The sequence below is a fragment of the Nesterenkonia halotolerans genome (assembly GCF_014874065.1).
Lineage (GTDB): Bacteria > Actinomycetota > Actinomycetes > Actinomycetales > Micrococcaceae > Nesterenkonia > Nesterenkonia halotolerans.
In genome coordinates, this window is sequence record NZ_JADBEE010000001.1 from 1,874,891 (window position 1) to 1,888,678 (window position 13,788).

General features: G+C 66.5%; 13 protein-coding genes. 11 read left to right on the forward strand and 2 right to left on the reverse strand.

Annotated elements, in window-relative coordinates:
• Positions 1-45: 45 nt before the first annotated feature.
• Genes H4W26_RS08505 through H4W26_RS08530 form a run of 6 tightly spaced genes read left to right on the forward strand, consistent with a single transcriptional unit; the run spans position 46 to position 9,069 of the window.
• Positions 46-1,488, forward strand: a complete 1,443-nt coding sequence (locus tag H4W26_RS08505) for an FtsW/RodA/SpoVE family cell cycle protein (protein ID WP_192592096.1) — start codon at positions 46-48, stop codon at positions 1,486-1,488.
• The gene (locus H4W26_RS08510) at positions 1,485-2,927 is read left to right on the forward strand and encodes a penicillin-binding transpeptidase domain-containing protein (protein WP_192591630.1); all 1,443 of its coding nucleotides are present in this window, start codon (positions 1,485-1,487) and stop codon (positions 2,925-2,927) included. Before H4W26_RS08505 ends, H4W26_RS08510 begins: the two co-directional genes overlap by 4 nt.
• Positions 2,924-4,759, forward strand: coding sequence for a protein kinase domain-containing protein (locus H4W26_RS08515; RefSeq protein WP_192591631.1), 1,836 nt, complete (start codon positions 2,924-2,926; stop codon positions 4,757-4,759). The genes H4W26_RS08510 and H4W26_RS08515 overlap by 4 nt, the downstream gene beginning before the upstream one ends.
• Positions 4,756-6,987 carry a protein kinase domain-containing protein gene (locus H4W26_RS08520; protein WP_192591632.1) on the forward strand — a complete coding sequence of 744 codons (2,232 nt, stop codon included), beginning with the start codon at positions 4,756-4,758 and terminating at the stop codon, positions 6,985-6,987. Before H4W26_RS08515 ends, H4W26_RS08520 begins: the two co-directional genes overlap by 4 nt.
• A complete protein-coding gene (locus H4W26_RS08525) occupies positions 6,977-8,317 on the forward strand; it encodes a Mur ligase family protein (protein ID WP_192591633.1) in 1,341 nt (446 codons plus the stop codon). The genes H4W26_RS08520 and H4W26_RS08525 overlap by 11 nt, the downstream gene beginning before the upstream one ends.
• Complete coding sequence (locus tag H4W26_RS08530; RefSeq protein ID WP_192591634.1) at positions 8,317-9,069, forward strand: type 1 glutamine amidotransferase; 753 nt, start codon at positions 8,317-8,319, stop codon at positions 9,067-9,069. The genes H4W26_RS08525 and H4W26_RS08530 overlap by 1 nt, the downstream gene beginning before the upstream one ends.
• A gap of 13 nt (positions 9,070-9,082) precedes the next feature.
• Here H4W26_RS08530 and H4W26_RS08535 read toward each other — a convergent pair whose 3' ends face one another.
• Positions 9,083-9,379, reverse strand: a complete 297-nt coding sequence (locus tag H4W26_RS08535) for a cell division protein CrgA (protein WP_318779814.1) — start codon at positions 9,377-9,379, stop codon at positions 9,083-9,085.
• A gap of 146 nt (positions 9,380-9,525) precedes the next feature.
• Here H4W26_RS08535 and H4W26_RS08540 point away from each other — a divergent pair, with 146 nt between their 5' ends.
• From H4W26_RS08540 to H4W26_RS08550, 3 genes are read left to right on the forward strand one after another with little or no spacing between them, the layout of a single operon-like run.
• Positions 9,526-10,278, forward strand: coding sequence for a class E sortase (locus tag H4W26_RS08540; protein ID WP_192591636.1), 753 nt, complete (start codon positions 9,526-9,528; stop codon positions 10,276-10,278).
• Between the two features lies 1 nt (position 10,279).
• Positions 10,280-10,483, forward strand: a complete 204-nt coding sequence (locus tag H4W26_RS08545; RefSeq protein WP_192591637.1) for a hypothetical protein — start codon at positions 10,280-10,282, stop codon at positions 10,481-10,483.
• Entirely contained in the window at positions 10,476-11,123 is a 648-nt protein-coding gene (locus tag H4W26_RS08550; RefSeq protein WP_192591638.1) for an aminodeoxychorismate/anthranilate synthase component II, read from the forward strand. Before H4W26_RS08545 ends, H4W26_RS08550 begins: the two co-directional genes overlap by 8 nt.
• Positions 11,124-11,318: 195 nt before the next feature.
• On the opposite strand, the gene H4W26_RS08555 is transcribed toward H4W26_RS08550, so the two are convergent.
• Positions 11,319-12,230, reverse strand: coding sequence for a hypothetical protein (locus H4W26_RS08555; RefSeq protein WP_192591639.1), 912 nt, complete (start codon positions 12,228-12,230; stop codon positions 11,319-11,321).
• 136 nt (positions 12,231-12,366) lie between these two features.
• On the opposite strand from H4W26_RS08555, the gene H4W26_RS08560 reads away from it, so the two are divergent.
• Together H4W26_RS08560 and H4W26_RS08565 are read left to right on the forward strand one after the other, a co-directional pair.
• Entirely contained in the window at positions 12,367-12,900 is a 534-nt protein-coding gene (locus tag H4W26_RS08560) for a peptidylprolyl isomerase (RefSeq protein ID WP_192591640.1), read from the forward strand.
• Positions 12,901-13,027: 127 nt separating this feature from the next.
• A complete protein-coding gene (locus tag H4W26_RS08565; RefSeq protein WP_318779815.1) occupies positions 13,028-13,783 on the forward strand; it encodes a rhomboid family intramembrane serine protease in 756 nt (251 codons plus the stop codon).
• The last annotated feature ends 5 nt before the right edge of the window (positions 13,784-13,788 follow it).

The window sequence follows — 13,788 nt, forward strand, 5'->3', positions numbered from 1 at the left end:
CAGGTGTACAAGCCCCGACGGAACCTCGAGCTCGTGCTGCTGCTGATGGCACTGACCGTGGCGATCGGCGCCCAGATGCTGGTCGCCTTCGCCCTGGATGAGCCCATCACCACCGACTACTTCATCGAAGGATCCGTCTTCGCGGGTCTGGTCCTCGCCTTCCACGTGGTCCTGCGGCTGCGCGCCAAGTACGCGGATCCCTTCATCCTGCCGATCGTGGTGACGCTGAACGGGCTCGGGATCGCGATGATCCACCGGCTCGACTTCACCGCGAGCTACTCCGGCGTCGCGGACCGGCAGCTGCTCTGGACCGGCGTCTCGATCATCGCCGCCATCGTGCTGCTCTGGCTGCTCAAGGACCACCGAAGGCTGCGACAGCTGACCTATATCTCCCTGGCGGTCAGCGTGCTGCTGCTGTTCATGCCGATCCTCCCGGGACTCGGCTCCGAGGAGAACGGCGCCCGCATCTGGGTGGATCTCGGCTTCGCCTCCTTCCAGCCCAGCGAGATCGCCAAGATCACGCTGGCAGTGTTCTTCGCGGGCTTCCTGGCCAACAACCGCGACCTGATCCTCCTCGCAGGACGCAAGGTCGGGCCCGTCACCTTCCCCCGGCTCCGCGATCTCGCGCCGATGTTCATCGCCTGGATCGTGGCCATCGGCGTGCTGGTCGTGCAGAACGATCTGGGCAACGCGCTGATGTTCTTCGGCCTCTTCGTGGCTGTGATCTACGTGGCCACCTCGCGGTTCTCGTGGATCGCCATCGGCGCCGTGTTCATGCTCTTCGGTGCGGCCCTGGCCTATCAGTTCGTCGGACATTTCCGGGATCGGGTGGAGATCTGGCTCAATGCCTTTGATCCCGAGATCTACAACCGGGCCTTCGGCGGCTCCCACCAGGTGGTGCAGGGGCTGTTCGGACTCGCGCACGGCGGTCTGGCCGGCACCGGGCTGGGTTCGGGGAATCCGAACATGGTCTCGCTGGCCAATTCGGACATGATCATCACCGCCTTCGGCGAGGAGCTGGGCTTCATCGGCCTCTCCGCCATGCTGCTGCTCTACCTGCTGCTGTTCAGCCGCTATATGCGCGCCGGACTGGGCACCCGCGACACCTTCGGCAAGCTGCTCGCAGTGGGTCTGGCAGTGGTGCTCGTGCTGCAGGTCTTCGTGGTCGTCGGCGGTATCACCCGGGTCATTCCGCTGACCGGTCTCGCCACTCCGTTCCTGGCGGCAGGCGGCTCTGCCCTGCTGGCGAACTGGCTGATCGTCGCGCTGGTGCTGCTGATCTCCCATGCTGCACGTCAGCCCGTGGTGGTAGGCCCGATGGTCAATGCGACCGGGGAGGCCTCCTCCGGGACCGAATCTCGGCTGCAGTCGGAAGGGCCGGGCGCCCGTGAGACCGCCGTGCGCCGGCACAGCGCCCCGCCGGCTCCGTCCACCACCGATGAGGACCACACCCGTCTGGATCACGCACCGCGAGGAGGAGCCCAGTGAACAACGCCATTCGCCATACCTGGGTCGTCTCCGTGGGCCTGTTCATCACGCTCTTCGCCGCGCTGTCCATCATTCAGGTGGGCGTGACCGACGAGCTCAATGCCAACCCCAACAACGTGCGCCAGCTCTATGAGGACCGCGGTGCCCCGCGCGGTGCGATCACCGTCGATGGCACTGCCATCGCCGAATCGGTGCCCTCAGACAACTCCAGCTTCGACTACCAGCGGGTCTACAACGCGCCCGAGCTGTACTCGGGCATCACCGGGACCTATTCGATCGCCAACGCCACAGGTCTCGAACGGACGCTCAACGAGTACCTCTCCGGGCAGTCCGACAGCCAGTTCTTCGATCGGATCGCCTCGGTGTTCACCGGTGACACCATGGACGGTGGTCAGGTGGAGCTGACCCTGGACGGCGATCTCCAGCAGCTTGCCTACGACCAGATCCCCGACGGAACCCGCGGGAGCATCATCGTCAGCGAGATCGCCACAGGGGACATCAAGGCCATGGCCTCGAAGCCCAGCTATGACAACAACCTGCTTGCGGTGCAGGACTCCAGCGAACTGGTGCGAAACCAGGAACAGCTGGAGGCGGACGAGGACCTGCGCTACACCTCCCGCGCGATCTCCACCACCATCGCGCCCGGCTCGAGCTTCAAGCTGGTCGACCTCGTCGCGATGCTCGAATCCGGGGACTATGAGCCCGACACGGTGCTGGAGAACCCGAACTCGATCACGCTTCCCAACACAAACACAGAGCTACCGAACTTCGATCGAGGAATCTGTGATCAGCGTCCACAGGCCGAACTCTCCTGGATCGTCGCGCAGTCCTGCAACACGCCTTTCGCCGAGGCCGCCCTGGAGCTCGGCGAGGACCCCATCCGGGAGAGCGCTGAGGCCTTCGGCTGGAACTCCGAAGACCTCGGGATCCCGCTGGAGGTCGCCACATCGGCATTCCCGGAGGATCTCGCCGACGCCGAGCTGGCCCGCTCCGCCGTCGGTCAGGAGAGCGTCACCGCCACGCCGCTGCAGATGAACATGGTCGCCTCCGCCATTGCCAACGGCGGCACGCTCATGCAGCCCACCCTGGTGGATGCGATCCGCGGCTCGGACCTCCAGCTGCTCTCGACCACCGAACCCGAGGTGCTCTCGGATGTGACCAGCGAGGACGTGGCGGACGAGATCACCGAGATGATGGTCGAGGTTGTGGAGACGGGCACCGCAACCCGCGCCCAGACCGGCAGCTTCGACGTCGCGGCCAAGACCGGCACCGCAGAGATCGGCGACACCGGAGAGGTGAACTCCTGGATCACCGGCTTTGCTCCGGCCGACGACCCGCAGTACGCCGTGACCGTGGCGTATGAGCGCATCGACTATGACACCGGCTCCTCGCTCACGGCCCCCGGGCTGCTGACCATGCTCGAGGCGGCGATCGAATGAGGCCAGTTGTCGGCATCCTGATGGGTGAGCGCTACCAGCTCACCGAACGCATCGCCATCGGCGGGATGGGCGAGGTCTGGAAGGCCTCTGACCAGGTGCTGGGGCGCACTGTGGCGATCAAGATCCTCAAGGAGGAGTACACCGGGGATGAGGCGTTCCTGCGCCGATTCCGCGCGGAGGCGCGCCACACCGCCCTGTTGAACCACCCCGGCATCGCTGACATCTACGACTACGGCGAGCAGTCGGGCTCCGGCTATCTGGTCATGGAGCTGGTTCCAGGACGGCCGCTCTCAGTCCTGCTGGAGACGGACAAGACGCTGTCCTGGGAGAAGACTCTCTCGATCATCGCGCAGACGGGGCGCGCCCTGCAGGTGGCCCACGATCAGGGTCTGGTCCACCGCGACGTGAAGCCGGGCAACCTGCTCATCACCCCCACGCGGCGGGTGAAGATCACCGACTTCGGCATCGCCCGACTGGCGGACCAGGTGCCGCTGACCGCCACCGGCCAGGTCATGGGCACCGTGCAGTACCTCTCCCCGGAGCAGGCCACGGGACAGCACGCGACGGGGTCCTCTGACATCTACGCGCTGGGCATCATCGGCTACGAGGCGATCGCGGGCCACCGTCCCTTCACGGGTGAATCGCAGATCGCCATTGCGCTGAAACAGGTCAATGAGCCGCCGCCTGCCCTGCCAGAGACCGTGCCCGAACCGGTGCGCGCGCTGATCATGTCGATGTTGGAGAAGGATCCCTCCCAGCGTCCGATGACCGCGACCAAGCTCGCGGAGGCCGCGGATGCGCTGCTGCGCCATGACCCGGAGTCTGCGGTGAAGGCCGTACCGGGCATGGCGGCGCATATGGACGGAGCCGATGCGCAGGACGTGACACAGGCGATACCGCGTCATGACACCCAGCCCACCGCCGTGGTCCCAGCGGCGAGCGCGGGCGCTGCAGGTGCTGGCGCGGCCTCGGCGCGCACGCCTGAGCAGCCCGCCGCCGACGAGCACACGGCCCAATACGGGACCACCCCGGGGGCTGCCGCATCTCGCCCTCGGGCAGGTGAGTCGGGCTCGCGAGCCTCTGCCCCCGGCTCCGAGCAGCCCAGGCCGCACGGAGGCCGGCGCTGGTACTGGCCGCTCATGGGTCTGCTCGCCCTGGTTCTGCTCGCGCTGGTGGCCTCCTACTTCTTCCCGCAGGGAGGCGCAGGCGATCCGTCCGAGGAGTCCGAGCCCAGTCCGACGGTCACCGAGACCATCACGCCGGGGACCGAGCTGGTCGACATCCTGGAGGGCAACTACCTGGGTCTCTCGCTGGACGAGGCGACAGTCGCGCTGCAGCAGGCAGGAATGCAGGTTCAGGCCGAGCCCGTGGTGTCCAGCCAGCCTGCCGGCGTGGTCACCGGAGTCTCTCCCGAGGGCGAGGTACCGGTGGATTCGACCATCACTGTGCTCTACTCCTCCGGTCCGCAGGACATGGAGCAGGACGCTGAACAGGGCTCCGAGCAGAACAACGGCCAGAACGGCGAGCAGGAGTCCCCCGGGGATCAGCAGAACAGCGCTGAGCAGCAGGAGCCGGAGACCCCCGCGGAAGCGCCGGCCGAGGAGCCCACCACCGAGGATCCCTCCGAGGCGGAGACCGATGCCGGATCCGGCGAGGACCCGGAGGCCGACGCCGCAGAGGCAGACCCCAGCGACTCCGACTCCGACTCCAGCGCCGAACGCGACGCTGATGCTGAGAGCCCGGAACCGGGCGCCCGACCCTCCAGCGACCCGGCCCGGGCTGGCGTTGCAGACCAGGATGGTCCAGGATCGGAGACAGGAACTGAACTATGACTGAGCCTGCTGAGCGTATCCTCAACGGCCGTTACCGCATCAGCTCGCTGATCGGTCGCGGTGGGATGGCCGATGTCTATCTGGGCCATGACCTGTCCCTGGATCGCAAGGTCGCCGTCAAGATGCTGCGCCCAGATCTGGCCCGCGATCCCCAGTTCCAGGGTCGGTTCCGCCGCGAGGGCCAGTCCTCTGCCTCGCTGAACCACCCCAACATCGTCGCCGTCTACGACTCCGGGCGTGAAGAGGTCGAGGATCAGACCCATCACGAGGTCAAGACCCCCTATATCGTCATGGAGTACGTGGATGGCGTGACCCTGCGCCACATCCTGCATGGGACTCCGAAGATCACCGACACCTCCGACGTCGACGAGGAGGAGACCCGGGTCGCCGCAGGCTCTTCTCCGCCCCCGCCTCCCGAGCAGGAGGAGGATGTCCTCTCGCTCGGAGACACCGGTCGGGTGCATGCCGGCGAGGACCACCTGCCCGCACACCAGGTCGGTTCACAGCTCCAGTCGAAGATCGATCACGCGCTGAACAAGCCCCTCTCGGAGCACGAGACGGCCGGGTACATGCACGGCATCCTGGGCGCGCTGGGCTACAGCCACGAGAAGGGCATCGTCCACCGGGACATCAAACCCTCCAACGTGATGGTGTCGCAGACCGGTCAGATCAAGGTCATGGACTTCGGCATCGCCCGAGCGCTGGCAGATTCCGCCTCCACGATGACCCAGACCTCCGCCGTGGTGGGCACCGCACAGTATCTCTCCCCCGAGCAGGCGCGCGGTGAGGTGGTGGATCACCGCTCGGACCTCTACTCCGCGGGGTGTGTGCTCTTCGAGCTGCTCGCCAATCGGCCACCGTTCCAGGGCGAATCTCCGGTCTCCGTGGCCTACCAGCACGTGCGCGAAGCACCGCCCCAGGTCAGTGACTTCAACCCACGGGTGAGCCCGGCCATGGAGTCTGTCGTGGGCAAGGCGCTGACCAAGGACCCGGCGCGACGGTTCCAGACCGCCGAGGAGTTCAACCTAGCGCTCCAGAAGGCGCTGATCGGGATCGGCGTCGACGATGAGGACCACCCGACCGCCGCGCTGGGGGCAGTCGGCGGACGGCAGGACTTCAACCAGGTGCTCGCCGCGGGTGCCGCGCCCATGGCCACGCGCCTCTCGGCCCGCACACCCGAGGACCCTGCCCTCTATCAGAGCTATCCCGAGCCGGCTCCGCGTCCCCGACGACGACGCGGCGGCCTGATACTGGTCTGGACGCTGCTCATCCTGGCGCTGGTCGGGGGCGGCACCTATGCCCTGATGAACATGCTGGAGACTTCCGAGGTCTCGATCCCCGAGGTGGAGGACGTAGCGCGCGAGGAGGCCATCGCCGAGCTCGAGGACGCGAATCTGACCTACACCCTGGAGAGCGAGCCGCACCCTGAGATCGAGGAGGACCGCGCGGTCCGCACCGATCCTGCCTCCGGCACCACGGTCCCCGCAGACAGCGCAGTGGTGCTCTACCTCTCGGCAGGGCCCGAGAGCGTCCGAGTCCCCGAGGATCTGCGCGGCTCCTCTGAAGACGAGGTCCGCGAGGCTCTGGAAGAGGCAGGCCTGGAGGTCGGCGAGGTCAGCCGGGAGAACGATCCGGAAGTCGAAGCTGACATGCTGATCAGCACCGACCCCGACGAGGGCAGCTCGGTCAGCCCGGGGTCCGAGGTCGACCTGATCCTGTCCACCGGTCAGGTGGAGATGCCCGGAGTGTTCAACCGCAGCCGCACCGAGGCCCAGGCGATCCTCGAGGATCTCGGGCTGAGCGTCAACGCCATCGAGGACGAACGCACGGACTACTCCGCAGGCACCGTGGTGGGTCAGCGCGTGAACGGTCAGTCGGTCCGCGCCGGAGACGACATCCCACAGGGCTCCCAGGTGACCCTCGTGGTGGCCGTGGCTCCCGAGCCGGACCCCACTCCCTCCGAGGATGAGCCCGAGGATGAGGAACCGTCCGAAGACCCCAGCGAGGAGCCCAGCGAGGACCCGGAGCCGTCAGAGGACCCCTCGAACGGCGAGGGAGACGACGCTCCCGAGGACGAACCGTCAGACGAAGGCGGCAACGACAACGGCAATGGGGGCACCAACGGCGAGGGCGCGGGAAACAGCGACGATCAGCAGAACAACGGCGGCGGCAACGGCGGGAACAATGGCAATGGCGGCAACGGGGGAGGTGCTGGCGATGAGCAGTGACCTCCGAAGCTCACCGACGCCCTCCCGGCCCGGGCCCCTGGGCTCCGCAGTCTCTGCGCTGAGCTCGGTCGGCTCGGTGCTGCTGGGACGGTCGGCCCGCGCCGTGTCGAAGCTCCGCGGATCTGGCGGCTCGGCGTTTCCCGGACTGGTCGTGGAGAAGGTCGACCCCCATTTCCTCGCCAGGACGCTGCACCGGCTCCCGCGAGGCGTCATCGTGGTCTCCGGGACCAACGGAAAGACCACCACCACCAAGATGGTCGTGGAGCTTCTCCGCGGCCAGGGCCTGAAGGTCTTCACCAACCGCAGCGGCTCGAACTTCACCCGCGGCGTCGTCGCCTCCATTCTGGGCGAAGTCCGGCTCAACGGTCGGCTCGATGCTGACATCGCGGTGCTGGAGCTGGACGAGGCGCATGCGGTGCATTTCGTCAAAGCTGTCCGACCGGACCACAGCCTGCTGCTCAACGTCATGCGCGACCAGCTCGACCGATTTGGGGAAATCGACACCACGGCGGGCATGCTCCGTGCGATCGCCCAGCACACGGATCAGGGCGTGGTGCTCAACCGCGAAGATCCGCGGGTCCGCGCGATCGCGCACAATCTCGGGGACCAGCGCGTGGACTACTTCGGGCTCAGCGAATCGCTGCGCAGCCACTTCCCCAGTGACGATGACTTCCATTCCGGTCCTGCCGCGGCGGCCGATCGCCCCGAGGCGGACGTGGTCCTCGAGGAGCTCACCGAGGCAGGCGGTCGATTCACGCTCGACGGTGAGACCATCAGCACAGCACTCACGGTCAACGGCGCCTACAACACCTTCAACGCTGCAGCCGCCCTGGCAGTGGTCCGCCAGGCCCTGGATGAGACCGTGGACTCGGCGGCGCTGATCGCCTCCCTGGCCAAGGTCTCTCCTGCGTTCGGCCGCGGGGAGAGCCTCACAGTGCAGGGCCGGCCGCTGGATCTGGTGCTGGTGAAGAACCCGTCCGGCTTCCGGCTCGGGCTGAGCTCCTTCGCATCCAGCGGCGTGGCCACCATGATCGCCATCAATGACAACTATGCCGATGGCCGCGACATGAGCTGGCTCTGGGACGTGGAGTTCGACTCGCTCGCTGAAGAAGGCGTGCGGATGATCTCCGGAGTGCGCGCCTACGACATGGCGCTTCGTCTGAAGTACGACGACGTCGCCTTCGATGCCGTGGAGACTGACCTCCAGGCGGCGCTGACGCGGTTCCTCGACGAGAACCCCGACCAGCCGGCCCGCATCTTCTGCACCTATACGGCGATGCTGGGACTCCGGAAGCAGCTCAGCGCCTACACCGAAGTGGAGGCCTTCTGATGACAGCCGCAGCCAGACCCATCCACGTGCTCCAGCTCTACCCCCGGGACATGAACATCTACGGAGACTTCGGCAATGCGCTGGTGCTCTCACGACGTCTGCAGTGGCGCGGCTACGAGCCGATCCTGCACAGCTACGACCCGGAGGACGAGTTTCCCGAGGAGGTCGATCTGGTCATCGGTGGAGGAGGCCAGGACAGTGGTCAGGACAAGATCCAGCAGGATCTGCTGCGCATCGGTGACACGCTCCATGCGCTGACCGAGCAAAACACTCCGATGCTGATGATCTGCGGGCTCTACCAGCTCTTCGGACATTCCTTCCGCACCCGGGAAGGCCGTGAGATCCAAGGGATCGGTGTCCTGGACCTGCACACCGAGGGAACCGACACCCGGCTGATCGGCAACGTGGTCGCCGAGTCCAGCCAGTTCGGGGAGATCCTCGGCTATGAGAACCACTCTGGCCAGACCTACCTCGGCGAGGGCGTGCAGCCGCTGGCGCGCGTCACGAAGGGGGAGGGCAACAATGCCCGGGACTCCCATGAGGGTGCGCGCTACAAGAATGTCCTCGGAAGCTACCTGCATGGTTCGCTGCTGCCCAAGAATCCGGCGATCGCCGACTTCCTGATCGCGACCGCCGTGCAGAACCGCTACGGGGAGGAAGTCCACCCCGCCATCGAGCCCGCGGGCTCGGCGCAGCCCATCGATGAGCTGACCCGTCAGGCGCGGATGCACGCCACCAGGCGGCCGCGCTAGGCGGGACTGCTCGTCACTTCCACCGCATGGTCATGAAGAAGCCGATCATGATGATGCCGAAGCCGATGACGACGTTCCAGCCGCCCACGGACTGGATCGGGAACGCTCCCTGAGTGATGTACCAGACGATCAGCCAGAGCAGACCGATGATCATCAGGCCGATCATGGTGGCGCGGTACCACATGGGCAGCGACTCGTCCTCGAGCTCGAGATCCTTCAGCTCCATGGGCTCGGCGTCGTTGAGCGGAGACTTCTTGGCTGCGGTCTTCTCGTTCTTCCTGCGATTCCTGCGCTGCTTGGACTCTGCCACGTCGTATCGGCTCCTCTGGCTCTCGCACGGACCTCGGTTCGGTATCCTGGTCCCACAACCGAGCACCCGTGGCGCCGGCCCTGGTCTGCGCGCCATTCTATCCGTTGAACTGTGATGCTCGCCGCACCCTGCCGTTCGGAGGACTCATGTCGGGACACCGCCGCGGCGGCGCAGGCGCCCGCGTGCTGGGTGTCACCGGCGAGCTGCTGATCACCCTGGGCGTGCTGGGACTGCTCTTCGTGGTGTGGGAGGTCTGGTGGACCGGACTGGACGCAAACCGCGACGCGCAGGCGCTCGAAGAGGAGTTTCACAGCCGGATCGAACAGGTCGACCCTGATGCAGACCCCGGCCCCGTCTCGCCGGACTGCCAGGAGCTGCCCGACGGCGGAGCTGCGGCGTGCCCGGAGCAGATGGCCACGGTGGACAGCGGAGCCATGGCGGTGCTCTATGCGCCGGCTCTCGGATCCGACTGGTCTGCCCCGGTGCGCTCCGGGGTCGACGACGCAACGCTGAACAGCGGCGGTGTGGGCCACTATCCCGAGACGCAGCTTCCCGGTGAGGCAGGAAACTTCGCCGTGGCGGGGCATCGACTGACCTATGGCGACGTGCTCCGAGACCAGGATCAGCTTGCCGCAGGCGACGAGATCTACGTGGAGTCCCCGGACGGCTACTACACCTATGAGGTCACCGAGAGCTATGTGGTGCTTCCTGAGCAGTCCGAGGTGATCCTGCCGGTCCCGGGCGAGCCCGAGGCGCAGGCGGATCGCTCTCTGCTGACCCTGACCACCTGTCACCCGCTGTTCTCGAATCGCGAACGGCTGATCACCCACGCTGAACTCGTGGACTGGTCTCCACTGTCCTCAGAGGCGCCGGCCGCCGTCGCCCAGGGAGGTTCCTGAGATGTATGCCTGGCTCTTCCGTCAGCTCCCCGGGCCGCTGGCTGTGCAGATCCTGCTCAGCCTGGTCATTCTGGCCGGTATCGTGTTTGTCCTGATGCAGTTCGTCTTCCCGTGGCTGAGTCAGTACAGCCCGCTCAACGATTCCACGCTCGAAACGATGACCTCCTCGGCGTACGGCCGAGGCGAAGGGACCCCCCATGAGTGAGACCTCCTCCGCAGCCCGGATCCTCGTGGTCGACAACTACGACAGCTTCGTCTACACGCTGGTCGGGTACCTCCGTGAGCTCGGCGCCGAGGCGACGGTGATCCGCAACGACGACCTGACGGTGGCCGAGGCGAAGAAGCTCGCCGCCGAGTACGACGGCGTGCTCATCTCCCCCGGCCCGGGCACCCCCGGTGAGGCTGGCGTCTCGGTGGAGCTCATTCGCTGGTGCGCGGAGGCACAGGAGCCGATGCTCGGAGTCTGCCTGGGCCATCAGGGCCTCGGCGAGGCCTTCGGTGCGACGGTGACCCACGCCGAGCAGCTCATGCACGGCAAGACCTCGCCGGTGACTCACACCGGCCATGCCTCCTTCGCGGGTCTCCCAGAGACCTTTGTGGCCACGCGGTACCACTCGTTGACGGTGGCGCCGGAGACCATTCCTGAGATCCTCGAGGTCACCGCTTCCACCGCGGACGGAGTGATCATGGGGCTGGCCCACCGCACGGCACCGCTGTGGGGAATGCAGTACCACCCAGAATCGGTGCTCACCGAGGGCGGCTACCGGATGCTGGGCAACTGGCTGGAGTCCATGGGCCAGCATGGCGCGGCCGAGAAGGCCGCCCAGCTGAACCCGATCCGCTGAGGATCCAGGACACTGTGGATCGAGGCCACTGAGGCTCCCGCGCTCAGCCGCCACCTCCACAACAATTCCGAAGCAGACACACGAAGCGGACCTGGCGTGATCGCCAGGTCCGCTTCGTGTGCTGGGCGGCTGCAGCAGTTCTGCCTCCTGCACCGCCCGGGTACTACGTCAGATTCGTCCTACAACGTGCTCGACTCAGGTGGCCGGCTTCGGTGAAGGAACGTTGTTGCCCTTGGCCTCGCTGGCGTCCTGGGCGTTGACGTTGGTCTCACCCGAGGGCCCAGCCTTGGTCTCCGGGGAACCGGAGGGCTTGGGTGCCGCGGACGTCGTCTGCGGAGCCGAGCTGGCCGGCTTCGCGGGCGCCGCCGGGGTTCCCTGCACGGCTGGCTTCTCAGCGGAGGTCACCGGCTTGGGCGCCGCCGTCGAAGAGGTGGCGGGACGAGTGACCGGCTCCGGCTTCTTCCACGGGTCTTCCACAGGCTGGCTGGCGCGCCATGCGGCGACACCTGCCGTGACGGTGGCCGCCACGAGCCCGAAGATCAGCAGGCCCTTCTTGCGGCTGTTGGAGCGCTGCTGCTTCTTCAGAGCCTTGGCTGTGCCCTTGGCATAGCGCTCAGAGCTCTTGCGCAGCTTCTTGACGATCTTCTTGTCGCCAGTCGCCTTGATCAGCGCCTTCTCCACACGCGGATCCAGCTCAGCCCGGTGGATGAGCTTCGCGGTCTTGTCCGCGTAGCCCCCCAGACGCGCCGACGTCGCCGGAACATATTCCGAGGTGAACTGGGTCTTGGCCGTGTCGTACTTGGCGAGGACCTTGGCCACCTCGGCGCGGGCCTGCGGGGGGAGCCTGTCGTACTGCGAGGCGATTCCCCCACCAGCGACCGAGGAGTACTGCTTGATCTTCTGGCCCGCCACTGAGGCGCCGTCGTTGACTGCCGTCAGTGCACGCCCGGAGGCGTCCTGCACCTTCGGGGCGCTCTTGCGGTAGGTGCCTTCGGCCCAATCTGCGGCCGCGCCCAGTTTGGGGGCGGTCCAATCACGTGCGGTCTCGACTCCCGCGAGCACGACGTGCTCCCAGGAGTGGTTCCGCTTCTTCTTCTTGCCGAACATGCATGTCCTCCGAATCCGGATCGGTTGCTCACATCAGCTTACGTGGTCTGCCGGTGACCTGCTATGGCACGGCCCATCTCCCCCATCATCCCCCGAGCTGGCACCTCGCGCCACCAATAGTGAGACAATGGGGCCCATGAGTGCTATCGCAACACATCAGGCAACTATCCGTACTTCCAAGGGCGAGATCGTGGTCGAGCTCTTCGGCAACCACGCGCCCAAGACTGTGGACAACTTCGTAGGACTGGCCACCGGCGAGCAGGAGTGGACCCACCCCGAGTCGGGCGAGAAGATGGTCGACACCCCGCTCTACAGCGGCACCGTGTTCCACCGCATCATCTCCGACTTCATGATCCAGGGCGGAGACCCGCTCGGCCTCGGCGTCGGTGGACCCGGCTACAAGTTCGGCGATGAGATCCACCCCGAGCTGGACTTCACCGCACCGTACAAGCTGGCCATGGCCAACGCCGGCCCGGGCACCAATGGTTCACAGTTCTTCATCACCTCGGTGGCGACGAACTGGCTCCAGGGCAAGCACACCATCTTCGGCGAGGTCAGCGACGCAGAGTCGCAGAAGGTCGTCGATGCGCTCAACACCGTGCCCACCGACAACCGGGATCGCCCGAAGGAAGACGTCGTCATCGAGAAGATCGACGTCGAGAAGCTCTGAGGAGCCTAGAATCACCGCAACATTCTGTCCGCGGCATCCGGACAGGCCAGCCTCTGTGCAGTGTCAGCGCTGCGGCCGGCCGGCCTGTCCGGAGTGTCTGCGGGAGGCCCCCGTCGGGTTCCAATGCGTGGACTGCCTCGAGCGCGCACGCACCGACTGGCAGCGCCGCCGCCCCACCCCTCGCTCGCAGTTCGGGGCGGTGATCCGACCGGGGCAGCGCCCCGTCGTCACCTTCACCGTGATCGGGCTGTGCATCGCCGTCTATGCCCTGCAGCTGTTCAGCGACGCTGTCACCGCGTCTCTCTGGTACGCCCCGCTGCAGACCTCAGCCTGGGCCTTCGAGCCCTGGAGAATGCTCACCTCGGCGCTGGTGCATTCACCGTCGAACGCCATGCATCTGCTGTTCAACATGTTCGCCATCTGGTTCGTCGGCCGTGCCCTCGAACCGGCTCTGGGACGAGCCCGCTATGGCGCCCTGCTGCTGCTCTCCGCATTGGGCGGCTCCGTCGCCGTGCTGTTCCTGACTCCCGCGATGACACCCACCCTCGGTGCCTCCGGTGCCGTCTTCGGCCTCTTCGGCGCTCTGTTCATCCTGATGCGCGCCACCGGGTCACAGACCGGCGGGATTCTCACCCTGATCGCGATCAACGTGGTGATCAGCTTCGTCATCCCTGGGATCTCCTGGCAGGGCCACTTCGGCGGCCTGGTCACCGGAGCGATCTGCGCGCTGTTGCTCTCCAAGGTCCCCGGCGGTCGCTCCCCGGACGCGCAGAAGAACGCTCGCCGTCGGTCGCTGTGGCAGGGACTCGGTCTTCTCGGCGTCGCCATCCTGCTGATCGCGCTGACGGCCGTGGGCATGCAATTCGTGAACCCCTACGCCTGACCTTC